At 39.9% G+C, this 23,741-nt stretch carries 18 protein-coding genes; 11 read left to right on the plus strand and 7 right to left on the minus strand.

The features are described from left to right. Positions 1-20 precede the first annotated feature (20 nt). Entirely contained in the window at positions 21-2,801 is a 2,781-nt protein-coding gene (locus ACOQO1_RS05745) for a M16 family metallopeptidase (protein ID WP_420601908.1), read from the minus strand. A 250-nt stretch (positions 2,802-3,051) separates the two neighbouring features. Here ACOQO1_RS05745 and ACOQO1_RS05750 point away from each other — a divergent pair, with 250 nt between their 5' ends. Continuing rightward, positions 3,052-3,429: a DoxX family protein gene (locus ACOQO1_RS05750; RefSeq protein ID WP_420601909.1), complete on the plus strand. Its 378-nt coding sequence runs from the start codon at positions 3,052-3,054 to the stop codon at positions 3,427-3,429. 5 nt (positions 3,430-3,434) lie between these two features. Here the strand turns inward: ACOQO1_RS05750 and holA are convergent, their stop codons facing one another. Next, positions 3,435-4,436: a DNA polymerase III subunit delta gene (holA, locus tag ACOQO1_RS05755; RefSeq protein WP_420601910.1), complete on the minus strand. Its 1,002-nt coding sequence runs from the start codon at positions 4,434-4,436 to the stop codon at positions 3,435-3,437. A 26-nt stretch (positions 4,437-4,462) separates the two neighbouring features. Between holA and ACOQO1_RS05760 the strand changes: the two genes are divergently transcribed. From ACOQO1_RS05760 to ACOQO1_RS05770, 3 genes are all read left to right on the plus strand, one after another. Then, entirely contained in the window at positions 4,463-4,909 is a 447-nt protein-coding gene (locus tag ACOQO1_RS05760; protein ID WP_420601911.1) for a type I restriction enzyme HsdR N-terminal domain-containing protein, read from the plus strand. 12 nt (positions 4,910-4,921) lie between these two features. Then, the gene (locus tag ACOQO1_RS05765; RefSeq protein ID WP_420601912.1) at positions 4,922-5,923 is read left to right on the plus strand and encodes a glycosyltransferase family 2 protein; all 1,002 of its coding nucleotides are present in this window, start codon (positions 4,922-4,924) and stop codon (positions 5,921-5,923) included. 93 nt (positions 5,924-6,016) lie between these two features. Continuing rightward, complete coding sequence (locus ACOQO1_RS05770; RefSeq protein ID WP_420601913.1) at positions 6,017-6,892, plus strand: OmpA/MotB family protein; 876 nt, start codon at positions 6,017-6,019, stop codon at positions 6,890-6,892. A 52-nt stretch (positions 6,893-6,944) separates the two neighbouring features. Here ACOQO1_RS05770 and ACOQO1_RS05775 read toward each other — a convergent pair whose 3' ends face one another. Further along, positions 6,945-7,565 carry an L-threonylcarbamoyladenylate synthase gene (locus ACOQO1_RS05775; RefSeq protein WP_420601914.1) on the minus strand — a complete coding sequence of 207 codons (621 nt, stop codon included), beginning with the start codon at positions 7,563-7,565 and terminating at the stop codon, positions 6,945-6,947. 74 nt (positions 7,566-7,639) lie between these two features. After that, positions 7,640-9,970 carry an ATP-dependent helicase gene (locus ACOQO1_RS05780; RefSeq protein WP_420601915.1) on the minus strand — a complete coding sequence of 777 codons (2,331 nt, stop codon included), beginning with the start codon at positions 9,968-9,970 and terminating at the stop codon, positions 7,640-7,642. Between the two features lie 130 nt (positions 9,971-10,100). Here ACOQO1_RS05780 and ACOQO1_RS05785 point away from each other — a divergent pair, with 130 nt between their 5' ends. The 6 genes from ACOQO1_RS05785 to ACOQO1_RS05810 all read left to right on the plus strand — a co-directional run bounded on the left by ACOQO1_RS05785 (position 10,101) and on the right by ACOQO1_RS05810 (position 17,320). After that, a complete protein-coding gene (locus ACOQO1_RS05785; protein ID WP_420601916.1) occupies positions 10,101-10,646 on the plus strand; it encodes a DsrE family protein in 546 nt (181 codons plus the stop codon). 13 nt (positions 10,647-10,659) lie between these two features. Beyond that, on the plus strand, positions 10,660-11,934 hold the full coding sequence (locus ACOQO1_RS05790; protein ID WP_420601917.1) for an amidohydrolase: 1,275 nt from the start codon (positions 10,660-10,662) through the stop codon (positions 11,932-11,934). After that, the gene (locus ACOQO1_RS05795) at positions 11,935-13,509 is read left to right on the plus strand and encodes an FMN-binding glutamate synthase family protein (RefSeq protein ID WP_420601918.1); all 1,575 of its coding nucleotides are present in this window, start codon (positions 11,935-11,937) and stop codon (positions 13,507-13,509) included. It abuts the gene before it with no gap. A gap of 38 nt (positions 13,510-13,547) precedes the next feature. Further along, positions 13,548-14,321 (plus strand): hypothetical protein, encoded by a 774-nt coding sequence (locus tag ACOQO1_RS05800; RefSeq protein ID WP_420601919.1) that lies wholly within the window; start codon positions 13,548-13,550, stop codon positions 14,319-14,321. 130 nt (positions 14,322-14,451) lie between these two features. After that, positions 14,452-16,728 carry a GH92 family glycosyl hydrolase gene (locus ACOQO1_RS05805; RefSeq protein ID WP_420601920.1) on the plus strand — a complete coding sequence of 759 codons (2,277 nt, stop codon included), beginning with the start codon at positions 14,452-14,454 and terminating at the stop codon, positions 16,726-16,728. A gap of 73 nt (positions 16,729-16,801) precedes the next feature. Further along, positions 16,802-17,320, plus strand: a complete 519-nt coding sequence (locus ACOQO1_RS05810) for a hypothetical protein (RefSeq protein ID WP_420601921.1) — start codon at positions 16,802-16,804, stop codon at positions 17,318-17,320. Positions 17,321-17,323: 3 nt separating this feature from the next. Here the strand turns inward: ACOQO1_RS05810 and ACOQO1_RS05815 are convergent, their stop codons facing one another. Beyond that, complete coding sequence (locus ACOQO1_RS05815; protein ID WP_420601922.1) at positions 17,324-18,238, minus strand: patatin-like phospholipase family protein; 915 nt, start codon at positions 18,236-18,238, stop codon at positions 17,324-17,326. Next, a complete protein-coding gene (locus ACOQO1_RS05820) occupies positions 18,235-20,250 on the minus strand; it encodes a M1 family metallopeptidase (RefSeq protein WP_420601923.1) in 2,016 nt (671 codons plus the stop codon). The genes ACOQO1_RS05815 and ACOQO1_RS05820 overlap by 4 nt, the downstream gene beginning before the upstream one ends. A 115-nt stretch (positions 20,251-20,365) precedes the next feature. On the opposite strand from ACOQO1_RS05820, the gene recG reads away from it, so the two are divergent. After that, positions 20,366-22,471: an ATP-dependent DNA helicase RecG gene (recG, locus tag ACOQO1_RS05825; protein ID WP_420601924.1), complete on the plus strand. Its 2,106-nt coding sequence runs from the start codon at positions 20,366-20,368 to the stop codon at positions 22,469-22,471. A gap of 70 nt (positions 22,472-22,541) precedes the next feature. Here recG and ACOQO1_RS05830 read toward each other — a convergent pair whose 3' ends face one another. Beyond that, on the minus strand, positions 22,542-23,654 hold the full coding sequence (locus tag ACOQO1_RS05830) for a DUF2911 domain-containing protein (protein ID WP_420601925.1): 1,113 nt from the start codon (positions 23,652-23,654) through the stop codon (positions 22,542-22,544). Positions 23,655-23,741: the final 87 nt, after the last annotated feature.

The raw sequence follows: 23,741 nt of genomic DNA on the forward strand, positions 1-23,741 counted from the left end.
AAGCGGGCCTTCTTTTTTACTTAATTCTTTAGATCTACCTCTGGTTTTTTAACCGCTGGAACTACGGGGTTTCCATCGGCATCGATTTCAATAATATTATCAAAGCCCAACTCATCCAGTTTTGAGGCTATTTTGGCACGATCCCCTACCATAAACCAATTAACAGCTTCTGGCTTCACCACTTGTTTGCTCACTTCGCGTACGTCATCCAGGGAAAGTCCACGAACACTCTCATCATAGGTTTGGTAATAATTATCTGGCAAATCATATCTAAGCATGTTTCTAATAGATGTATTGACGGCACTATTGGTTTCCCATTGCCCAGGCAGGCTCAACACTTGATTGGTTTTTACCTTGTCCAGTTCCTGTTGTGTTGCAGGCCGTGTGGAAATAAATTCCGAAATCTCTTTTCGAATTTCAGTAACCGACTCCGAAGTCTTATCCGTTTGCACAGGAGCATATACAATAAACGGTCTAACCTCCTTAGATCCTAAAACAAAGCCCCCTGCTCCATACGACCAATGTTTATCTTCCCGTAGATTCATATTGATTCTAGAGGTAAAGTCTCCTCCAAGTATGCTCACCATCTGCTCCAAAGCAACTTCGGAAACGCCTCCATACTTTTCCGTTAAGTGACCTGCAATAATTACCGACTGCTGAGACTCAGGCCTGTTCATTAAATACAAAGTGTTCTTTGAATTCACCTTAGGTTCATTAAAGGTAATTGTAGGAACATCACCTTTTTTCCATTTACCAAGAGTCTTTTGCAATTTGGATTTTAACTCATCCATCTCAATATCTCCGGTTACAATTATGGTCGAATTGTTTGGTTTTACCCAAGTATCATAAAAATTGACGATATCATCCCTTGTCAATTTTTCCACCGTATGCTCGTAACCAGTTCCCGTATAAGGATTGCTATACGGATGGTCTTCTCCGTACATGTACTTGTTCATTACCCGTAATGCCATCGCCACTGGCTGAGATTTTTCATTTTTAATGTTATTGATTTGCTCATTTTTTAAACGATCAAATTCAGATTTTGGAAAAACAGGATTCAGCACTACATCCGAAAACAACTCCAAACTAGCACCAAAGCTTTGCTTTAAGGTTGTCATAAAGACATTGGACTGATCTTGATTTGAAAATGTGTTCAGGCTGACTCCCAACAATTCGGATTTTTCGCTGATTTGTAGTGAGTTCAGATTCTTTGTGCCTTCATCCATAAGATTCATAGCAAGTTGAGCTGTTCCGGGATTGCTTAAATAGTCTGTTTTATAACCGGCATTGACAACTAAGTTTACAACTACGGTGGGAACACCAGTGCGCTTTGCCAAAACAATATTCAACCCATTGGAAAGTTGTGCTTTTTCCAGTGTTGGGAATTTGGAACTCTTTTGAGTTCCCAATTCTGGTAGTTTGGAACGATCAACTGTAGATTTCTCTACACTATACTCAGGAAAGGGATTGCAAACCAACACATGTTTACCCTTGGACAGCCATTTATTGGCAGTTTTCTTCAAATCATCAACTGTGGCATCTTCAACGTACTTTAAAACCGTTTTGTAGTATGAAGCATCTCCAAAATAGGTTTGATTTGACGCAAGTATATCGGAAACACCTCCAAATCCCCCAATTCTTTCCAAACCTTTTATGAAATTGGCAAAATAGGCCGCCTTTACCCGTGTTAGCTCAGCTTCAGTGGGGCCTTCGGTCAAAAATTTCTGAATTTCCTCCTCAAACTGAACCTCTAGTTTATCTGCATCTTCACCTGGTTTTACATTCAGCCAAGTAATAAACCTGCTTGCAATTTCATTGGAAGCTTGAAAAGAAACTGCCGCACTGGCAGTTTGGTCTTCATAAACAAACCTCTTGTACAACCTAGAGTTTTTGCCACTGGTCAATATGGACGATATCAAATCAAAATAAACATCTTCTTTGTCCCCAAACTGTGGTGTGTTCCAACAAAATAAAACTCTGGTCTCTGGCACCCTATCCTCATAAACCTGGTAAGTGTCAAAATTGCGCTCAGGAATATTCACTTCTTGCCGCTCAATGGTAGGTCCAGCAGGAATATCTCCAAAGTATTTTAAAACCTTTTTATAGACTTCATCCGGATTTACATCTCCCGCCACGGCAACCACGGCATTGGCTGTTCCATAGTAGGATTTGAACCATTCGTGCACATCTTCCAAAGAAGCTGCGTTCAAATCTTCCATTTCACCAATTACCGTCCAAGAATAAGGGTGTCCTTTTGGGTACATAGCCTTGGTTAAGTAGTTCCATTGGTTACCATAAGGTTGATTTTCGCCTTGCCTTTTTTCATTCTGGACCACTCCTCGCTGCTCATCCAATTTTGCTTGATCAATGGCTCCCAACAAATGACCCATACGATCTGATTCTAGAAAAAGCACCTGATCCAAAGCAGAAACTGGAACATTTTGAAAATAGTTGGTGCGATCCGTATTGGTAGTTCCATTTAAATCGGTTCCGCCTATACTTTCCAATGCCTGAAAATAATCCTTGTTATAATTTTCACTTCCATTGAACATCAAATGCTCAAACAAATGTGCAAACCCGCTCTTTCCGGGTTTCTCATTTTTGGACCCTACATGATACCAAACGTTTACCGCTGCAATAGGTGCTTTATGGTCTTCATGTACCAATAAGGTAAGTCCATTGGGCAAGCTATAGTGTTTGTAGGGTATCTCTATTTCACTGGCTTTAAATTGAAAGTTTTGTCCTATTTGCGTATGTACGCAAAAAAGAACCATAATAGAAAAAATGAAGAATCTTTTCATGACTGTGATTTTATGTTGTTTGATTGAAATTAATAGTGCCAAACAAGGTAATAATAAGTTTTTAGTTTTCCCAAGCATTTGTATGTAACTGTTTATGAGAACTCTGCCTATTAAAATAGATAGTGAATTGAACCCAGTCCACATATCAAAATGGAATTGCCTTGAAAAAAATCAAGATTAATTTTAATAGTGGTTTTTCGAAATATTTAAGACATAATTTATACTTTCACGAAAACTAAATTCCCCCTGCATGAAAAATAATGCCCTCATTCACTTGGGACTGGCTCTTCTAAGAATTGTTCCATCCGCCTTTATGTTGACCCATGGCCTTCCAAAATTTCAGAAGCTGATCAGTGGCAATACCGAGTTTCCAAATCCTTTGGGAATAGGACAGGCCCCTTCTCTATTTTTGGCAACAATTGGTGAATTCATCTGTCCCATATTAATAATCATTGGTTTCAAAACACGGTTGGCCACAATTCCAACAGTTATAACCATGTTAGTGGCTGCTTTGTTTTTTCATAGTGAAGACCCATTTGGCAATAAAGAGCTGCCATTTCTTTACGCAACAGTTTTCATTGTTATTTTTCTATTAGGTCCCGGTAAGTATAGTGTGGACAAAAAATAGAGCTATTAGACTATTTTAGTAAGTAATTCTTTGAGCAAGTCTGCTTGGGCCATATTACTTGCCCCAACACCTTTACTTTTTAAATCTAGCTGTCTTAAACTGGAAATTATCGCACTGACCCTTTTCATAGGGTAGTTTTTAGCAGCAACCGTGAATTCATTCACAAAATATGGGTTTACCCCTAAAACTTTGGCAACATTGTTGGGCGAATGATCCTTAAGCCCGTGATATTGTAACAGCTGTGTAAAAAAGGTATTCAACAAGGTAATTGTCACCACAAAAGGATTATCCTTCGGGTTTTGGGAGAAATAATCTATTATACGGGTAGCTTTACGAACATTTTGCTCACCAATTGCTTTTTTTAGCTCAAAATTGTTGAAATCCTTACTTATCCCAATGTGTTGTTCTATAAGGTCAGGTGTAATTTCAGTGGCGGCAGGAATAACAAGTGTCAATTTGTCCAGCTCATTGCTTATTTTGCTTAAATCCGTTCCCAAAAATTCAACCAATAGCATGCAGGCTTTTGGGGAAATCTTGTATTTTTTACCGCTCAAGGTTCTTCGTATCCATTCAGAAACCTGATTTTCATACAACTTCTTGCTTTCAAAGATTTCTCCTGTTTTTTGAACAGACTTGTAGAGTTTCTTGCGTTTGTCCAGTTTTTTATACTTATAACAAATAACCAATATGGTCGACAATTGAGGATTTTCTACATATGAATTAAAATTTTCAATGCTTCGGGAAAGATGCTGTGCTTCCTTTACTATGACCACTTGATGCTGGGCCATCATTGGAAACCGCTTCGCATTGGCTATAACCTCATCAACGCTAGTGTCCTTTCCATACAAAACCATTTGGTTAAACCCCTTTTCATCTTCGGTCAGTACGTTATCTGCTATGTATTTTGAAATTTTATCAATATAATACGGCTCATCCCCCATTAAAAAATAAATGGGTTTTGGGGTCCCTTGATTTATGTTGGCCACAATTTCTTTTACCCTGTCCATTCAGAAAAAATCATCAAATTTGTCCAATGCAATCATTGAACTTCCCTAAGTATCCGTTTAGAATCAAAAATAGCGAAAATAGACTCCATATTTTTGATGTGATACGTAAAAAATTTGTGTTGCTTCAACCTGAGGAGTGGGTGCGTCAACATGTTGTCCACTTCTTGATCAACACCAAAAAATACCCAAAGAGTTTAATCAATGTAGAAAAGCAGTTGAATGTGAACGGTTTGAAAAAACGTTATGATGTTGTTGTGTTTAAATCCAATGGAACAATTGATATTTTGGTGGAATGTAAAGCCCCTGAAATAAAAATTGACCAAACAACATTTGACCAAATTGCACAATACAACCTCAGTTTAAGGTCAAATCACCTAATGGTAACCAATGGTTTGGAACATTATTACTGCAAAATGGACTTCGATCATGAAAAATATATGTTTTTGAAGGAAATTCCTGATTTTAGCCGTTAATTTGCTCCCGTTTTGAAAGTAGCCGTAGTCATATTAAACTGGAACGGGAGAGCGTTATTGGAAAGGTTTCTTCCATCCATAGTTGCTTATTCACAAGCAGCGGATATCTATGTTGTTGATAACGCAAGCTCCGATGATTCCGTAAGCTTCTTAAAAAGCGAATATCCCCTAATAGGTATTATACAGAACATAACCAATGGTGGATTTGCCAAAGGTTATAATGATGGACTACAAAGTATTGATGCAGATGTTTATTGCCTTTTAAATTCTGATGTTGAGGTCACACCAAACTGGCTGGATCCTATTTTGGATACTTTTAAAAGTATACCTGATGCGGCAATCATCCAACCCAAAATTCTTGATCTTAACCACAAGGAGTATTTTGAGTATGCTGGTGCTGCTGGAGGATTCATTGATAAGTTAGGATATCCCTTCTGCAGGGGAAGGATATTCCAAGCATTGGAAAAAGATGAAGGACAGTACGATGACACCAAAGAGGTGTTTTGGGCCACAGGGGCCTGTATGTTCATTAAACGTGATGTTTTTAAATTATTGAACGGATTTGATGAAGACTATTTTGCCCATCAAGAAGAAATTGACCTTTGCTGGAGGGCAAAAAATGCAGGCCATAAAGTTTTCTATGCTGGTAAAAGTCACGTTTATCACCTAGGGGGTTCCACACTTAAAAACATGGACCCCAAAAAGACTTTTCTAAATTTTAGGAATTCCCTCTATTCCATTACCAAAAACCTTCCCGGCAAAAGAGCTTTTGCAATAATCTTTTTGCGTTTGCTTTTGGATGGCATAGCGGCGTTACGTTTCATTTTTCAATTCAAGTTTAACCATTGTATAGCTATTTTGCGTGCACATCTAAGTTTTTATACTAACTTTAGAAAGCTTTATAAAAAGCGGGAAAAAGCTAATTTTATATTAAAGTACTATTCAACAACATCCATTGTTTGGTCACATTTCGTACATCAAGTAAAGAATTTTAACATTTTAGTAAAAGATTAACGATGCGGGAATACACCAATTTTGCTTTTTACCTAATTTTGGCTGACAATTTTAGCATTGATATCTAACAATCCATAATTTATAATCAGAACCATGAAAAAAGTTTTCCTAGGAACATTGACAATGGCAATTGTATTGTCCTCTTGTGTATCGCAAAAGAAATATGCTGATTTAGAAGCAAAACACAAAGAAACCCAAGATCTTTTGAATTCAGCAACAGTTAAATTAAATGACTGCTTGGAAGAAAAAGCTACGGCTTCATCTAAATTAAAGACCCTTGAAGATCAAAACGCTTTCTTGAAAGCCAATAACCAAGAATTGATCAACAACATGGGTAATTTGACCACACTTACCACCAAAGGAGCTGAAAATCTTGAAAAATCTTTGGAAAGCTTACGTGAAAAAGATCTTACCATTAGAAAATTGCAAGATGCAGTAACCCGAAGAGACTCTGTTAACCTTGCATTGGTACAAAGTCTTAAAGGAGTTCTTGGCAATTTGGACGATGAAGACATTGAAGTTAGTGTAGAAAAAGGTGTGGTATACGTATCTATATCTGACAAATTATTGTTCAGAAGCGGAAGCTACAATATTACAAGTGCAGCCAGAAACGTTTTGGGCAAAGTTGCCAAAGTAGTAAACAACAAGCCAGATTTTGAATTCTTGGTTGAAGGGCATACAGACAACGTTCCTTATAAAGGTAGTGGAGCACTGGTTGACAACTGGGATTTAAGTGCAAAACGTGCTACGTCCATTGTTAGAACATTACAGAACGATTTCAATGTGGATCCTAAGCGTATGACAGCTGCTGGAAGAAGCTATTACATTCCTGTGGCATCTAATGATACCGCGGCTGATAGAGCCAAAAACAGAAGAACAAGAATTGTTGTACTTCCAAAAATTGATCAGTTCTACAGCATGATCGAAGAAGGAATGAAAGATCCAGCTATTGGCGGATCTGGTAACTAAAAGTTATCGCTTTCAAAATATAGGAACGGCCCAAACGGGCCGTTTTTTTGTTTTAGAAAATATCCAAATCGCCTTTACCCTCTCTAACAACCTCTGGATATCCGGTAGATAAGTCCACCACGGTGGAAGCTATATTTCCACCATACCCACCATCAATGACCACATCTACCAAATTCTGCCACTTTTCATAAATAAGCTCAGGATCGGTGGTATACTCCAAAACATCATCTTCATCACGGATGGAAGTAGAGACAATGGGATTGCCCAATTCTGTAACCAAGGCCTTTGCAATGGCATTGTCCGGTACCCTTATCCCCACGGTCTTCTTTTTTTTGAAATCCTTTGGAAGGTTGTTGTTTCCAGGAAGAATAAAAGTATATGGGCCTGGTAAAGCTCTTTTTAGAATTTTGAAAGTAGATGAGTCTATCTGACGAACAAAATCGGAAAGGTTGCTCAAATCTGCACAAATAAAGGACCAATTGGCCTTTTCCAGTTTTACTCCTTTGATTCTGGCAATTTTTTGTAATGCCTTCGAATTGGTAATATCGCATCCCAGGCCATAAACCGTATCCGTTGGGTAAATGACCAATCCTCCCTTTCGCAATACATTCACGATTTTATCAATCTGTCCAGGATTTGGGTTTTCCTCAAAAAGTTTTATGAGCTCGGCCATCAACAATTCTCATTTTATACAAAGTAACAAAGATTATCGCCAATCCCATGATTCTGGACCAACCACGGGTACGGCTACCCTTCTAAAACTTCCAATTTGGCAAATCGGAGCAGTAATTTCTTAATATCCCCCCTTTCAAATTGAATCTCCGCCTTTTTATCATTCCCAACCCCTTCAATTTTAAGCACTTTCCCTTTTCCAAATCGAGTGTGGTTGACCAAAGAACCCTCCGCTAAATTGGGATCAACTGTATTTGTGTTGTTGACCGGAGATGAAATCTCTGGCTTCAACTTTCTAAGTTTGCGCAATTGGTTTTCATTGGGTCTTTGCACGCTGGGTGGTGTTCCATTTTTAGGCTTCGCTTGACGTAGTTTGCTCTTATCGACCTCCCCAAAAATATCCGCATTAATCATGGATTTATAGCGATACCCATCATTTACAGGAGTAAGATTCTCAACATATTGCTCTTCTATCTCTTCCAAAAATCGACTGGGCTCTGCATCAATGAGCTTACCCCAACGGTAACGATTTTGGGTATAGGTCAGATACGCTTGTTTTTCGGCCCGGGTCAGGGCCACATAAAACAATCTTCGCTCCTCTTCAAGCTCACTTCTAGTGTTCATGCTCATGGCAGAAGGAAACAAATCTTCTTCCATCCCCACAATGTACACGTATGGAAACTCCAGTCCCTTGGCCAAGTGAATGGTCATCAAAGCCACACGGTCGTCATCTCCAGTGTCCTTATCCATGTCTGTTGCCAAAGCCACATCTTCCAAAAATTCCGTAAGGCTTCCCGTGGCATCTGCCAGTTCTTTTTGCCCCTCGACAAAATCTTTGATACCGTTCAGCAGTTCCTCAATGTTCTCCATTCGGGCAATACCCTCCGGTGTACCATCTTTTTTGAACTCCAAAAGCAATCCTGTTTTCTTAGCTACATGTTCTGCTAAGGTAAACGCATCCGACCCTTCGTTCATGATCTGAAAACTCTTGATCATAGTCACAAAATCCTGCAACTTCCGTTTCGTTCCAGCGTTGATTTTTAAATCGAGCTTCTCCAAATGCTCCATCACCTCAAAAATGGAACGTCCGTAATGATTCGCGGCTACAACCAATTTATCAATGGTGGTCTGCCCAATACCTCGCGCAGGAAAATTGACGATTCGTTTTAACGCCTCCTCATCTTTTGGGTTGATGACCATGCGCAAATAAGCCAGTACATCTTTGATCTCCTTGCGTTGGTAAAAAGAAAGCCCTCCATAGATTCGATAAGGAATATCCCGTTTGCGCAGAGCATCTTCAATGGCCCTTGACTGCGAATTGGTCCGGTACAAAACCGCAAATTCTCCATTCTGTAACTGCTGCTGCATCTTGTTTTCAAAAATGGAACTGGCAACATACCTTCCCTCCTCAGCATCGGTAATACTTCGATGGATTTTTATCTTATTTCCCTCATCATTGGAAGTCCAAACCACTTTTTCCAGCTGGTTTTTGTTCTTTTCAATAATAGAATTGGCTGCATTTACGATATTTTTTGTGGAACGATAGTTCTGCTCCAATCGGTACATGCCCACATCATCATAGTCCTTTTGAAAGTTGAGAATATTGCTGATGTTGGCACCCCTGAATGAATAGATACTCTGGGCATCGTCTCCAACCACACAAATGTTCTGATAGCGGTCAGAAAGCGCTTTTACAATCAGATACTGTGAATGGTTGGTATCCTGGTACTCATCCACCAAAATATATCGAAACCTATCCTGATATTTTGCCAACACCTCCGGAAAACGGGTCAACAACTCATTAGTGCGCAACAAAAGATCATCAAAATCCATAGCACCAGCCTTAAAGCAACGATCTACATAGTTTTGATAAATCTCACCTAGTCGGGGTCTTTTGGCCATGGCATCAGCTTCTACAAGCTCAGGGTTCTGAAAGTAGGCCTTTACCGTAATCAAACTGTTTTTATAGGATGATATCCTGTTCTGAATCTGTTTGTATTTATAAATATCCTTGTCCAGTCCCATTTCCTTGATAATGGAAGCTATCAGACGTTGGGAATCTTGCGTGTCATAAATGGTAAAATTGCTTGGGTAACCCAATTTGTCCCCATCAAACCGCAATAACTTGGCAAAAACGGAATGAAAAGTTCCCATCCAAAGATTTTTCGCTTCGGAATTTCCAACAATGGTAGCAATACGCTTTTTCATTTCGCGGGCTGCCTTATTGGTAAAGGTCAACGCCAAAATATTAAAAGAATCCACCCCCTGCCCCATCAAATGGGCAATCCTGTATGTCAATACACGGGTCTTTCCAGAACCAGCACCTGCAATGACCATTAAAGGGCCATCTTTGTGCAGTACCGGTGCCCGCTGGGCATCATTCAATTCATCCAAAAAAGTACTCAAACCTTCGGGTATTTTAAAATAGATGTGAAATTAGCCAATAATGGTTTCATGCTAAAATGATGCTGTTAATACTTATAAACACTGGACAAGTTTTCATCTGAATTGAATATATTTAGGAAATCAAAAAAATATGGTTAGACCCCTACTCCCATTTCTATTTCTCTCCGCCTTCTTTTTTAGCAATTTGATGGTTTCTCAAACCCCGACAACCGGTCCTATTGTTCAAGATTTTGGCAAAGTCTACAAAATTGACAATCCAGATTTCAAAGTTCATCCTGATAGAGAATACAAGGTAGTTATTGATGTTACAGGCAAACCAAATTCACATACCACCAGAAATCCATTGATAGAAACTGCTGCCCGTTTTTTAAACATGCATGCGCAAAGCGGGGTCCCAGCCAAACAGCTTAAAGTGGCATTGGTAGTGCACGGAGATGCTTCAAAAGATGTCATTTCCGATGAAGCATACAACGAAAGGTATGGCAAGGACAATCCCAATACGGCTCTCATAAAATCTTTAATGAAAATCGATGTTCCTGTAATTATCTGTGGGCAATCTGCGACCTATCATGGGATTCATAGGTCCGAACTTATTGAAGGGGTACAATTATCATTATCCGCAATGACAGCTTTGGTCCATTTGCAGGGCGAGGGCTATCAACTCATTAAATTCTAAACTCAAACACAATATGTACAAAACGCTAACATTTACATTCTTGCTGTCCAGCTTATCCATTTGGGCCCAAGACCATAACTTGAAAAAGGATTATTCCGCAGTTGAAAATAAAGTGATCGAATGGCGAAGGGATATCCATCAAAACCCCGAACTCAGTAATCGGGAATTCAAAACCGCCGAAAAAATTGCGAAACATTTAAAATCCCTTGGTATTGAAGTACAGACCGGAGTAGCCAAAACCGGGGTTGTTGGATTATTAAAAGGAAATCAGCCCGGTAAGGTAGTCGCCCTTCGGGCAGATATTGATGCGCTGCCCGTAACAGAGCGCAATGAACTTCCTTTTAAATCTGAAGTGAAATCTACATTTTTAGGCAAAGAGGTTGGTGTAATGCATGCCTGCGGGCACGATACCCATACCGCCATTTTAATGGGCGTGGCCGAAGTGCTCTCCAAAAACAAGAATAAAATCAAAGGAACCGTAAAATTTATCTTTCAACCTGCTGAAGAGGGTGCGCCTCCTGGAGAAGAAGGTGGAGCTTTATTAATGGTAAAAGAAGGGGTGTTGAACAATCCGGATGTTGATGCCATTTTTGGCCTGCACATCAATTCACAAACTCCGGTTGGAACCATCAAATACAAACCCGGAGGCAGTATGGCCGCCGCACAACGATTTGTAATCAATGTTAAAGGAAAACAGACCCATGGCTCCCAACCTTGGGGAGGCGTTGATCCCATTTTGATCAGCGCTAAAATTATTGATGGCCTTCAAACCATCATCAGCAGAGAAACCGAATTGACCAATGAAGCAGCTGTAATCTCGGTGGGTAAAATTACTAGCGGGGTTCGTTTTAATATCATTCCTGAAAGCGCAGAATTGATTGGAACCATCCGCACACTTGATTATGATATGCAAAAACATATCAACAAGCGCATGGAGGAAATGGTACCTGCCATTGCCAAAGCTTATGGCGGCGATGCCACTATTGATATCAAAAGCTCTACTTCCATCACTTTTAATGACCTTGCGCTGACTCCTAAAATGGTTCCCACTCTTGAAAGGGTTGCCGGCAAGGAAAACGTGGTGGTCCACAAAGCCATAACCGGAGCTGAAGACTTTAGTTACTTTCAGGAAAAAGTTCCCGGTCTTTATTTCTTTTTGGGTGGAATGACCCCTGGAAATACAGAATCGTTTCCACACCATACCCCAGATTTTAAAATTGATGATAGTGGCTTGCTATTGGGTGTGAAAGCTATGACGGAACTTACCTTGGATTATTTGAATATGTAGATGGAAGTATTATTGGATTTTTTGGGTTCGATTTCTTGGTGGGCCTGGATTTTGATTTTTTTGGCCTTAGTGGCCATTCGGGATATATTCTTTCAAAAAGCCCATACCATCAGTCATAATTTTCCAGTAGTTGGACATTTGCGATATTGGCTGGAAAGTATCGGTCCGGAAATGCGACAGTATTTTGTGGCCAACAATCGAGAAGAGTTGCCTTTTAACCGAATCGAAAGAGGATGGATCTATGCCTCTGCCAAAAAGGAAAACAACTATGAAGGTTTTGGAACCGATCGCGATATTTATGCACATCAGCACATTTTTATCAAAAATGCAATGATCGGCTATCAAGTTCCTGAAAACCATCCCAATACTAAAAATCCGTATTTCTTGCCCTGTGCAAAGGTGATTGGTGCTTACAACAACCGGAAAAAGCCGTATCGACCTGCTTCTGTGATCAATGTGTCTGCCATGAGCTTTGGTTCCCTTTCCGCAGCGGCTGTAGAATCCATGAACAAAGGAGTTGAAAAGAGTCAAGCCTATCACAACACAGGCGAAGGAGGGCTTTCCCCTTATCACAAACAAGGAGGTGATGTTATTTTTCACTTTGGAACAGGATATTTTGGGGTGCGATCCAGAGAAGGCAACTTTTCCATGGAAAAAATGAAGATTTTAGTGGATGAGAATCCGTGCATCAAAGCCATCGAAATAAAACTTTCCCAAGGGGCAAAACCAGGAAAGGGCGGTGTGCTTCCGGGAGCCAAAATATCTCCTGAAATTGCAAAAATCAGAGGGGTTGAAGTGGGCAAGGATGTGCTTTCCCCTGCTACGCACAAGGCGTTCAACTCCATACCAGAACTTCTCCAACTTATTGAAAACATTGCTAACGAAACCGGGCTTCCTGTTGGAATAAAAGCGGCAATTGGTAAACTGACCCAATGGGAGGAACTGGCCGATTTGATGAAAAAATCAGGAAAAGGCCCCGACTTTATTACCATTGATGGTGGTGAAGGTGGAACAGGCGCAGCTCCACCGAGTTTTGCAGATCATGTTTCCTTGCCATGGGTTTATGGTTTTTCATCCGTTTATAAAATTTTTCAAGACAGGGGGCTCGCCGATCGTATCGTTTTCATCGGAAGTGGAAAATTAGGATTTCCTGCCAAGGCAGCCATGGCGTTTGCCATGGGAGTAGATTGTATCAATGTGGCCCGTGAGGCCATGATGAGCATTGGGTGCATTCAGGCCCAAGTATGTCATACAAACAGATGTCCGGCTGGTGTGGCCACCCAGAGCAAATGGTTACAGCAGGGAATCAATGTTCCCTTAAAGTCCAATAGATTGGCACAATATTTTAAAACATTTAGAAAGGAGTTTTTGGAAATTACCCATGCTGCTGGTTACGAACATCCCTGCCAATTTAGTATGAACGACATCCAAGTTAATGTAGATGATGATTACCTGAGCAGTGATCTAAAAGCTGTATATGGTTATGAAAAAAAAGAGGTGTCATTTACATCGATGCAGGAACTTTATGACTGTGTTTATTTAGGAGGAAAAACAACTTCCAAAAAAACATCCTAATTTTGACCTCGATAAATCGAACCAAATAATACTTACTTATGAAAAAACAATTACCCATCATTCTATGTTTGTTGCTCACAACTATCGGGTTCTCACAGAAAAAAAGTGAGCTGCTTGCCCAAATTGAGGAATTAAAAACCAATATTCAAAATGTTGAGCAGCAGTTGGCAGAAAAGAAACGTGAAGTCTCATCCAGCAAAGCCAAGGCGGAGACCCTTGAAGTGGAAAACGTAGGCTTACGTGATGCCAATGCAACATTGCTAAAAAATCTCAGTAGTTTTTCAGAGCTTTCCAAAAAGAACAGTGAAAATGTCAATAAGACCCTTGCTGCTCTGGAGCGAAAGGAAAAGCAATTGAGTGTTTTGAATGAAATGATATCTTCCAATGACTCTACTGCTATCGTGTTATTATCAAAGGTCAAACAAACCTTGGGCGAAAATGCGAATGCCGAAGTCAATGAGGGAGCAATTGTAATTTCCAATAGCATCACCAATTTATTTGGTTCCGATACTTCAACCGATTTAACCGATGAAGGTAAAACTTGGTTGGCCAATGTGGCCAAAGTGATTATTGCCAACCCAACGCTCAAAACTGAAATTGAGGGGTTGAACATCACAGGAGAGTTTGGTGTCACCTTGGACCAAACGGCATCTGTTTCCAAAGAACTGATAGGAACCTTGCAGGTTCCGGCTAATGCTATTGGGATTTCGGTAAAAGACGGAAACTTTAAGGAAGGGGTTGCCATTAGGCTACAACCGGACCATAAAGGATTTTATGACCGAGCCAAAGAGCGTTTAACGAAAGGTCAATAAAAGAATCGCCTTAGCACAACCAGGCAATGAAAGTGTGTTGGTTGTTACATCCAAGTTGTTGGTCGATTTAAATGGAAAAAGGAAAATGATTGCGCTATCTTGATTTCGTCTAAAAGAAAATCAAGACATCATGGCCTCTTTATTTAAAAAATCTCTTTTTGCTGGGACAATCATTATTTGTGCTTTGTCATGCTCTCAAGAGCAAAAAAGTCCCAAACAGCAGATTGATCACTTAAATTATGTTGACCCTTTTATTGGGACAGGTTTTCACGGCCATACCTTCCCTGGTCCTGTTTTGCCGCATGGAATGGTACAATTGGGCCCTGACACCCGTTTAAATGGTTGGGATGCTTCCAGCGGATACCACTATAGCGACAGTACTATTTATGGTTTTTCACATACCCATTTAAGCGGAACGGGTATTGGGGACATGGGAGATATTCTGGTATTGCCTTTCACTGAAGAAAAAGAGAACAAACCCATTGCTACTTTCAAAAAACCAAACGAACATGCTGAAGTCGGCCTTTATTCAGTGAAGTTTGATAATTATCAGGTCGAAGCTAAATTGACCGTTACAGAACGAGCTGGCATGCACCAATACAGTTATGACTCGTCCAATAAAAAAAGTTTGTTGTTGGATTTAGGGCACATACTGCAACGGACCTGGGGGCACAGCAATACTTTAAACCAACTTGAAATTGTAAATGATAGCACCATAAGAGGCCTAAAACAATCACAAGGTTGGGCCTATGATCATAAGATATATTTCTATGCCAAGTTTTCCAGTCCTTTTGCTGTGGAAGAAATTGTGGTAGATAGCATTGCGGCAAATACTAAATTAAAAGAGTACGAAGGAACAAATATTCATACCATTCTTAATTTTCCATCTCTCAAGAACGATCAGTCGTTGCTGTTAAAAGTAGGAATATCAGCAGTAGACCTTGCTGGCGCTGAAAATAATCTAAAAACTGAAATTCCTCATTGGGATTTTGACAAGGTAGTATCAGATGCTAAAGAAAAATGGAGAAAGGAATTAGGTCGAATCAAGGTAGAAACCAGCAATGAAGCAGTACTCACCACATTTTACACTTCGCTATACCACAGCATGATTGCTCCCATGTTATATCAAGATGTGGATGGTAGATATCGGGGAATTGATAAAAAAATACACCAAGCTAAAGAAGGAGAGGTTAACTATACGGTTTATTCGTTATGGGATACGTTTAGGGCGCTTCATCCTTTGATGACTATTATTGATGAACCTAAATCCATTGAATATGTCAATAATCTACTGTCCAAGTATGAACAGGGTGGCCTATTGCCCAAATGGCCTTTGGCATCAAACTATACCGGTACTATGGTGGGTTATCCTGCTGTGGCCAACATTGCCGATGCCATGGCAAAAAAACTACCTGGTATTGATTCCCAACTGGCACTGAAGGCTTCAATTACCAGCGGTTCTTACCTTCCAGAATTGATAGCGGATGATACTGAACCCCGAAAAAAAAGAGTGATGTCGGAACACAATAAATATATCAATGAGGGTACCCATATCCCCTCGGATAAAATTACCGGCTCTATTTCTTATGGTTTGGAAAACGCCTATTATGATTGGTGCATTTCGCAAATAGCATCATTGGCCAATAACGATTCCATTTCAAAGGAATTTCAGCAACGAGCATTGGCGTATCAGCAATATTTTGATTCAGAAACGGGTTTTATGCGGGGAAAAAATGCGGATGGCTCTTGGAGGGAGCCTTTCAATCCAAAACATTCGGATCATGAACATTCCGATTACATTGAGGGCAATGCCTGGCAATGGAATTGGTTTGTACCACATGACATTGAGGGTTTTGCCCAATTGTACGGAGGGTACGATTCTTTCACTATCAAAATGGACAGTCTTTTTTCAACTTCTTCCGAAATAGAAGGTGACAATGCTAGTGGAGATATCACTGGGCTCATAGGACAATATGCCCATGGCAACGAACCCAGTCATCATATTGCCCATATGTACACCTATGCAGGCCAAGCATGGAAAACGCAAAAGCTGGTAGATCAAATTCTAAAAGAATTCTACACTACAGAGCCTGATGGCATTATTGGAAATGAGGATTGTGGGCAGATGTCGGCCTGGTACATCCTAAACGCAATGGGCTTCTATCAGGTAACCCCAGGCAAGCCGGAGTACGTAATTGGGAGACCATTATTTGACAAAGTCGAGATTCCCTTGGGAAGCGGAAAGGTCTTCTCCATTATTACACATAATAACTCGTCAGAAAATAAATATGTGCAATCAGCACAACTAAACGGAAAAGAATTGGATGGACTGTTCTTTACCCATGATGACATTAAAAATGGCAGTACATTAGCAATTACAATGGGAAATCAACCTAAAAAACAGTGATGTTTAACTTAGGGATACTTTTTGCTCTTTTCGTCCGTTCTAGATTTTATAAAATCCAAAAACAAACCATCCTATGACCGGAGATCAGATTTTTCAGCTTTTTGCTTATTTGTTACCTGCTGTTGTTACCGGGGCCGTTGCCTTTTACTTTTTCAGATTACATACTAGAAATGAAGATGGACGAAGACGTTTTTTATTGCACAAAGACTCGCAAAAGGATACCCTTCCAATCCGTTTACAAGCTTACGAAAGAATGGTGCTCTTTCTAGAGCGAATTTCCATCAACAGTTTAGTGGTTAGGGTAGCTCCAAAAGGAAAGGATAAAAGTGCTTATGAAAATCTACTCATCAAACAAGTGGAAACTGAATTTGAACATAATCTTTCGCAGCAAATTTATATGTCCGAAGAATGTTGGAACATTATAAAAGCTGCCAAGAACGCTACCATCCAGATTATTCGTTCCGCAGGTATGAGCGAAACAGATTCTCCCGATAAATTAAGGGAAGACATTCTTAACCAAACCATGGAAAAACAATCCCCTTCCACTACTGCCCTTGCCTTTGTTAAAAAGGAAGTAAGTGAACTGTGGTAGTTCCTAATCCATATGGTCGGGGTCTATAGGACTGGTTTCCTCGTTTTTATTTTTGGCATATAAGTATCCCCTTTTCCACCATAAGGTCATTCGTTCTTTGTTGAAGACCAATGAATTTGTGGTCAAAATTGTTGGGGTATAATAAAAATTGATAATCGCGTCTTTTTGGTTGGCCACCAGCTTCCCAATTCTTATATTCTGATTTTCAATCCTGTCCAACATAAAACTAAATATGGTGGTAATCAATTCAAATGGGTTCCGTGCAGGCATTCTATTCAAGTAATTCACCTCTGTATGTAGTACAACCACATCCACTTCGGTTGCTCCTCGCCTAACTGCCTCCTCGATGGGTACCAGGGTTCCCAATCCCCCATCGGCATATTCGCAACCGTTGCGTCTGACCAAGCTCATAAACGGGGTGTAATTGGATGAAATCCATATCCAATCACAAAATTCCTCATAAGTACAATCATTTATGGACTTATACTCCACCTGATTCAAGGAAAGATTAGAAACTGTGACCACGACATCCTTATGGCCCAGTTTTAATTCGTTGAACTCTTCAGGTGTTATGGATCTTCGTATGAGTTTGCGGAGATTTTCACTTTCACCAAAGGTCTTTTTCCCTTTGATAAAGTTTTTGACCACATTCCAGTGATTAATCGCAATTACCTCCACTCCGTGCTTCTTCTTGATCAAAAAAGGGCAATTATTAAAAATACTGTTCTGATTGACATTGGAGTAGATTTCTTTAATTTTATCCAATTTATTCAGTGCCAGATGGGAAATAAGCAAACTACCGGTTGAGGTTCCCACAAACAAATCATAATCATGTTTTGCTTCCTGAATCAGGAATTGGGCAACCCCACCTGCAAAAGCTCCCTTACTCCCACCTCCAGAAATGACCAATGCCCTCATCTGCCCAACGTTTTATCGATATACTTTTGTTGCTCCAGACTCAGGGATGGATAGATATTCCAAACTCTTTCTTTATTTTCTTCTTCTTTCACAAATTCTTTGAGCATTTTTCGACACGACTTTTTAAAATGCCAAACATGATGATTACATGCTTTAATTAGATTTTTAACAGTCTCATCGTTAAAGGCCCCAATACTTTTGAGGTATTGAAAAGCTAACAAACGTACCTCAAAATGATGCTCGGAATTGGTATACTTGCTAAGTTCCTCAAAATATTTTGGTTTTGACTCAATATGGTATTCTGGTGTGATCAAGGCTAATGTTAACCACAACAATCTTACATTCTTGTTGGGCAATCCTATAATATTGGACGTTTTATCCAAATATAAATTTCGACGTTCAGGAAAATCGGTCCACAATCGGTACAAGGCAGATTCAATGGTTTTATAGCTTTCATCCGTCAATAGGCTTTCAAAATCCTTTTGAATGGCTACAGAAAATTTTTCCAGTGATAGGGGTACGGCCTGACGCACTTTTAGGCTTTCATTGTTCAATATTTCCTTGATGAATCCATCAGATAATTCATTTCCATAATCCAAAACCAATTGATGTTTTAATCTATCCGATGGCAACATGCTCCATTTTTCTTTTAATAAAGATTCTGCCAAGGTTGTCATATCCCCAATACTATCTTTTATTTCAAAATATTCATTGATGGATTCGTTTTTCTTTATTAAAAACTCCTTGACCAATTCAAATGGAAACTCGGATTCTTGCAACCATGTTTCTTCAAAATCCATAAGTTTCATGCCCGATGCCTTTTCCATTTCCCACATAAAATCTGAAATGGTGACATTTTGGTAAGCATATTTGGTAAGATAGTTTTGTATGCCCTGTTTAAAATTGGAGTCTCCCACCCTCTCCCTTAACATAACCAGTGCCCAAGCTCCTTTTTCATAAAAAGTAAGGCTTCCAGCGCTTGAGTCCGTTAGTGCCTCTCCATTACCAGTGCCAGAAAAATTATCCAATGCCCAAGCTGTTTCCAATAATCGCCAGTAAAAATAATCCTCTCCAAAAATGTCCTTTTCAGCTAAATACGCATAATAGGTGGCAAATCCTTCGTGGAGCCAATGGTGTTTACCACTTTCTTCGGTTACCAAGTTTCCAAACCATTGATGGGCCATTTCATGGGCATTTACGTTGACAAAATTCTTGTCTATAAATGCTGTTGAGTCCACCACAAAAGTGTTGGAGAAAATGGTGGCACCCGTATTTTCCATTCCAGCATATAAAAAATCATGAACCGGTACCTGTTTGTAGTTTTGCCAGGGATATGGCACTCCGATTTCATTTTCCAGAAAATCAAAGATTTCTTTGGAATAGCGATAGGTGGGTTCAACTTTTAAGCTGTCCTTGGGTTCAAAGTACAATTCAATAGAAATGCCAGACGTGGATTTTACTGTTTTTCTATCAAAATCTCCAATGGCAAAACCTACCAAGTAGCTACTCATGGGTTGTTGCATATTAAAATGCCAAACATTTTCACCGTCAAGCCCAAGGCTTTTTCTCTTCAATTTTCCATTTGACATAACTTGATAACTTTTATCGACCCTAAAATGCAGATCAAACTCCACTTTTTCAGTCATGTCATCAAAACTGGGTAGCCAATGGCTTGTGTATTTGCCTTGTCCCTGAGTCCAGATTTGTTCATTACCATGAATTTCATCGTCCCAACCCAAAAAATAGACCGTTTGTTTAGGCTTTGCTATATAAGTTAAACTTAAACTGTACTTCCCTGTCTTTTTGGGAGCTTTAAACCCAAACTTCCTTCCGTTATTTTTGAACTTTAGTGGTTTTCCATTGAGCCTGACATCAAAAAAAGTCATGTCATGCGCATCCAAAAAAATGGAATCTGTTTTTTTTAAAAGCTGGAACGAAAATGTACCACTTCCCCTTATCTCCTTTTCTTTTGAAACAGGAATAATTTCTGCTTTGATATGTGTGAAGTCCACATTACCTTGAATTTGAGCACCTAAAAGCCTTAATGAAAGGAAAAAAATAAGTGTGAGGCCAAGCTTCATATTGGGGATGTATCAAAAGTCCTTCCAAATTACATATTTTAGTTTGATGAATCCCAATTTTCTACAAACTCCCATTCCCTATTTAAAAGGTGTTGGTCCAAACCGGGCCGAAACGCTCCGTACGGAATTGGGCATAGAAACTTATCGGGATTTATTACATCTATTTCCCAATCGCTATCTGGACAAAACCCAGTACTATAAAATCAGCCAATTACAACCCAGTGGAGCCGATGTTCAAATCGTTGGCAAAATTGTTCACATTAAAACCGTGGAACAAAAAAGGGGAAAGCGTTTGGTTGCTTCTTTTATTGACAAAACAGGAAAAATGGAGTTGGTGTGGTTCAGAGGGCATAAATGGATCAGGGAAAACCTAAAATTGAACGAACCCTATGTCGTATTCGGGAGAACAGCCCGTTACGGAAGTACTTTCTCCATGCCGCATCCAGAAATGGAATTGCTGTCAGAACATCAGCAAGGCTTAAAAATTGCCATGCAGCCCATTTATCCTTCCACTGAAAAATTAAGCGCAAAGGGAATTACCAATCGAGTAATCAGCAAAATGGTTCAACAACTGTTTTTGGAATGCAAAGGGCAATTTCCTGAATCATTATCCTCGCCAATAATTGAGGAATTGCGCTTGATTTCAAAAAGTGAGGCTCTTTTCAATATCCATTTCCCAAAAAATCAGGAGTTATTGGCCAAAGCACGGTTTAGGCTAAAGTTTGAAGAATTGTTTTTTGTGCAATTACAGCTAATCTCCAAAAAGATACTTCGAAAACATAAAATCAAAGGACTTCGGTTTGATCAGGTGGGTGATAATTTCAACATCTTTTTTAGCCAACACCTTCCATTTGAATTGACCAATGCCCAAAAAAGAGTCATCAAGGAAATCAGAAAAGATATGGGCAGTAATGCCCAAATGAACAGGTTACTCCAAGGAGATGTAGGCTCTGGAAAGACCATTGTGGCCCTCTTATGCATGCTTTTGGCCATAGACAATGGGTTTCAAAGTTGTTTGGTGGCCCCAACCGAGATATTGGCACAGCAACATTACAATGGTTTAAAGGAACTATTGGGTAAAATGGAAGTGAAAATCGCCTTGTTGACCGGCTCCACAAAAAAATCAGAACGAACCTTATTGCACAACCAGCTGGAAAACGGAAACCTCAACATTTTAGTAGGAACACACGCGGTCCTTGAGGACAAGGTGCAGTTTAAAGACTTGGGATTGGCCATTATTGACGAACAACATCGGTTTGGGGTGGCCCAGCGTTCCAAACTATGGCACAAAAATGAGATTCCTCCACACATCCTGGTCATGACCGCTACACCTATTCCAAGAACTTTGGCCATGAGTCTGTACGGAGACTTGGATATTTCAGTGATTGACGAACTTCCTCCCGGACGCAAACCGATTAAAACCGTACATCGATTTGACAGTAACCGATTGAAGGTTTTCCAGTTCATCAAAGATGAAATCAAAAAAGGAAGGCAAATCTATATTGTTTATCCGTTGATCAAGGAATCCGAAGCCTTGGACTATAAAGATTTGATGGATGGCTATGAAAGCATTGCCCGTGATTTCCCAAAGCCAGATTATCAAATCTCCATTGTGCACGGGAAAATGAAACCGACCGACAAGGATTACGAAATGGAGCGTTTTGTAAAGGGTGAAACACAGATTATGGTTGCCACAACTGTTATTGAAGTGGGCGTAAACGTACCCAATGCTTCGGTAATGATCATAGAAAGCGCAGAACGTTTTGGGCTCTCCCAATTGCATCAGTTACGCGGACGCGTTGGACGGGGTGCAGAACAAAGTTTTTGCATTCTGATGACCAGTCATAAACTGTCTGAGGATGCCAAAACACGCTTGCAGACCATGGTCCGCACCAATGATGGCTTTGAAATTGCAGAAGTAGATTTAAAACTTCGTGGACCTGGGGATTTGATGGGAACGCAACAAAGCGGACTGCTCAACCTGAAGATCGCGGACATTGTAAAAGACAACCAAATATTAAAAACGGCACGCTATCATGCCATTCAACTGTTAAAAAATGACCCAAGGCTGGAAAAAGAAGAAAACAAATCCATTTTGATAGCCTACACCAATATGATGAAGCAGTCCAATATTTGGAATTACATTAGTTAATCATCGGACATCCATTAAAAATAAGAAACCCGGTAAAAACCGGGCTTCATAGAATTGGTATTAGTATTGGTTAATTGATTCCCTCTCCTTTTTCAGCTTTTGCTAAATTGGCGGCCACTCTGTCCTTATTAACTTGAGCCGGTGCATTCTCCATAGCAAGCTTTAAGTGCTTTACGGTAGATTTATTATCTCCTAAAGCAGAATAACCTCTCGCCAAGCCATAATGTACAGGCCATGTACCTTTATGATTTTTGGCATTCCACTTGAAGATTTCCAAGGCTTTAGAGACTTTTCCTTGCCCAATAAGTTGTCTGCCATAACCATGAACTTGGAAAACGGTTCCCAGGGGCAATGCTTCTTCCATCAAAGCATCCGCTTCAGCAGTTTTACCTTGTTTTGCCAAAATTTGGGATTTTATGCTCAGGTTGTTGAAGTTCTTTTGGCTAAAGAATTGTCCAGCAATTGCTGCATCTACCCAACCAAGGGCTTCATCTAGGTCCCCACCATTATTCAAGGCAAAGTTTGCTGCTTGCTCCCAACTCTGACGGTTAAATCCAGGGTTGGTCTGTAATTTTTGGCGAATTTCTGCCAACACATTATTCGTTACATCAACTTCTACTTTAAATGGAATCCGCTTTTTCTCCCAATTCAGGGAAGCCACCGCAGAGGTAGCATCAACATTATCAAAGTTAAAGGTAAGCTGCTCTACATGAGGAATCTCTTCGGTTTCAACATCCACACGCAGTGCATCCTCGCTAGGCTCATAAAAATAACTTCCCCATGCACCATGATTCTTTGAAAAAATCACAGTTGCAGTGTTATCTTCATTCACAATCATATGCAAACCATATTTTCCGGCTGGTAATGTTTTACCGCCAATGGTAAGGTCATGAGAGGTTTTAAATATTGTATTCTCATTGGCACCTGCTCGCCAAGGAGATTCCGTAGCTGTACCAAATCCAAGGTTGTTCATACCATACGGTACCAAAGCACCCCATACTTCTCTTTCATTTACACTGGGTCTAGAGTAAATAACGGAAACGTCCGTAGTTCCAATTCGTTGCGAAACTTTTGCCATTTGGCTGCCGCGGGGAAGGAAAGTAAGTTGTGCAAACGTACTGTTGGAAATACAAAAAATCGCGATTAGAATCATGGCCGAAAAGGCCGGGTAACTTTTTTTCATTTGTTCGTTTTTAGATGAGTTAATGAATAAACTTTCAGGTTGTACTCTAAAGTAGTTAGCATGCAGCTTTAATACCGTTACAGCAAT

Origin of the sequence: Flagellimonas sp., from assembly GCF_965222555.1 — a bacterium.
In the GTDB taxonomy this organism is placed as follows: Bacteria; Bacteroidota; Bacteroidia; order Flavobacteriales; family Flavobacteriaceae; genus Flagellimonas.

What these genes read in the sequence shown, in the direction of transcription:
- ACOQO1_RS05810 (WP_420601921.1), top strand. Translation starts at nt 16,802, where the DNA reads ATGACCGGAGATCAGATTTTTCAGCTTTTTGCTTATTTGTTACCTGCT.
- ACOQO1_RS05790 (WP_420601917.1), top strand. Translation starts at nt 10,660, where the DNA reads ATGTACAAAACGCTAACATTTACATTCTTGCTGTCCAGCTTATCCATT.
- ACOQO1_RS05800 (WP_420601919.1), top strand. Translation starts at nt 13,548, where the DNA reads ATGAAAAAACAATTACCCATCATTCTATGTTTGTTGCTCACAACTATC.
- ACOQO1_RS05775 (WP_420601914.1), bottom strand. Translation starts at nt 7,565, where the DNA reads ATGGCCGAGCTCATAAAACTTTTTGAGGAAAACCCAAATCCTGGACAG.
- recG (WP_420601924.1), top strand. Translation starts at nt 20,366, where the DNA reads ATGAATCCCAATTTTCTACAAACTCCCATTCCCTATTTAAAAGGTGTT.
- ACOQO1_RS05770 (WP_420601913.1), top strand. Translation starts at nt 6,017, where the DNA reads ATGAAAAAAGTTTTCCTAGGAACATTGACAATGGCAATTGTATTGTCC.
- holA (WP_420601910.1), bottom strand. Translation starts at nt 4,436, where the DNA reads ATGGACAGGGTAAAAGAAATTGTGGCCAACATAAATCAAGGGACCCCA.
- ACOQO1_RS05795 (WP_420601918.1), top strand. Translation starts at nt 11,935, where the DNA reads ATGGAAGTATTATTGGATTTTTTGGGTTCGATTTCTTGGTGGGCCTGG.
- ACOQO1_RS05750 (WP_420601909.1), top strand. Translation starts at nt 3,052, where the DNA reads ATGAAAAATAATGCCCTCATTCACTTGGGACTGGCTCTTCTAAGAATT.
- ACOQO1_RS05745 (WP_420601908.1), bottom strand. Translation starts at nt 2,801, where the DNA reads ATGAAAAGATTCTTCATTTTTTCTATTATGGTTCTTTTTTGCGTACAT.
- ACOQO1_RS05805 (WP_420601920.1), top strand. Translation starts at nt 14,452, where the DNA reads ATGGCCTCTTTATTTAAAAAATCTCTTTTTGCTGGGACAATCATTATT.
- ACOQO1_RS05815 (WP_420601922.1), bottom strand. Translation starts at nt 18,238, where the DNA reads ATGAGGGCATTGGTCATTTCTGGAGGTGGGAGTAAGGGAGCTTTTGCA.
- ACOQO1_RS05830 (WP_420601925.1), bottom strand. Translation starts at nt 23,654, where the DNA reads ATGAAAAAAAGTTACCCGGCCTTTTCGGCCATGATTCTAATCGCGATT.
- ACOQO1_RS05785 (WP_420601916.1), top strand. Translation starts at nt 10,101, where the DNA reads ATGGTTAGACCCCTACTCCCATTTCTATTTCTCTCCGCCTTCTTTTTT.
- ACOQO1_RS05760 (WP_420601911.1), top strand. Translation starts at nt 4,463, where the DNA reads ATGCAATCATTGAACTTCCCTAAGTATCCGTTTAGAATCAAAAATAGC.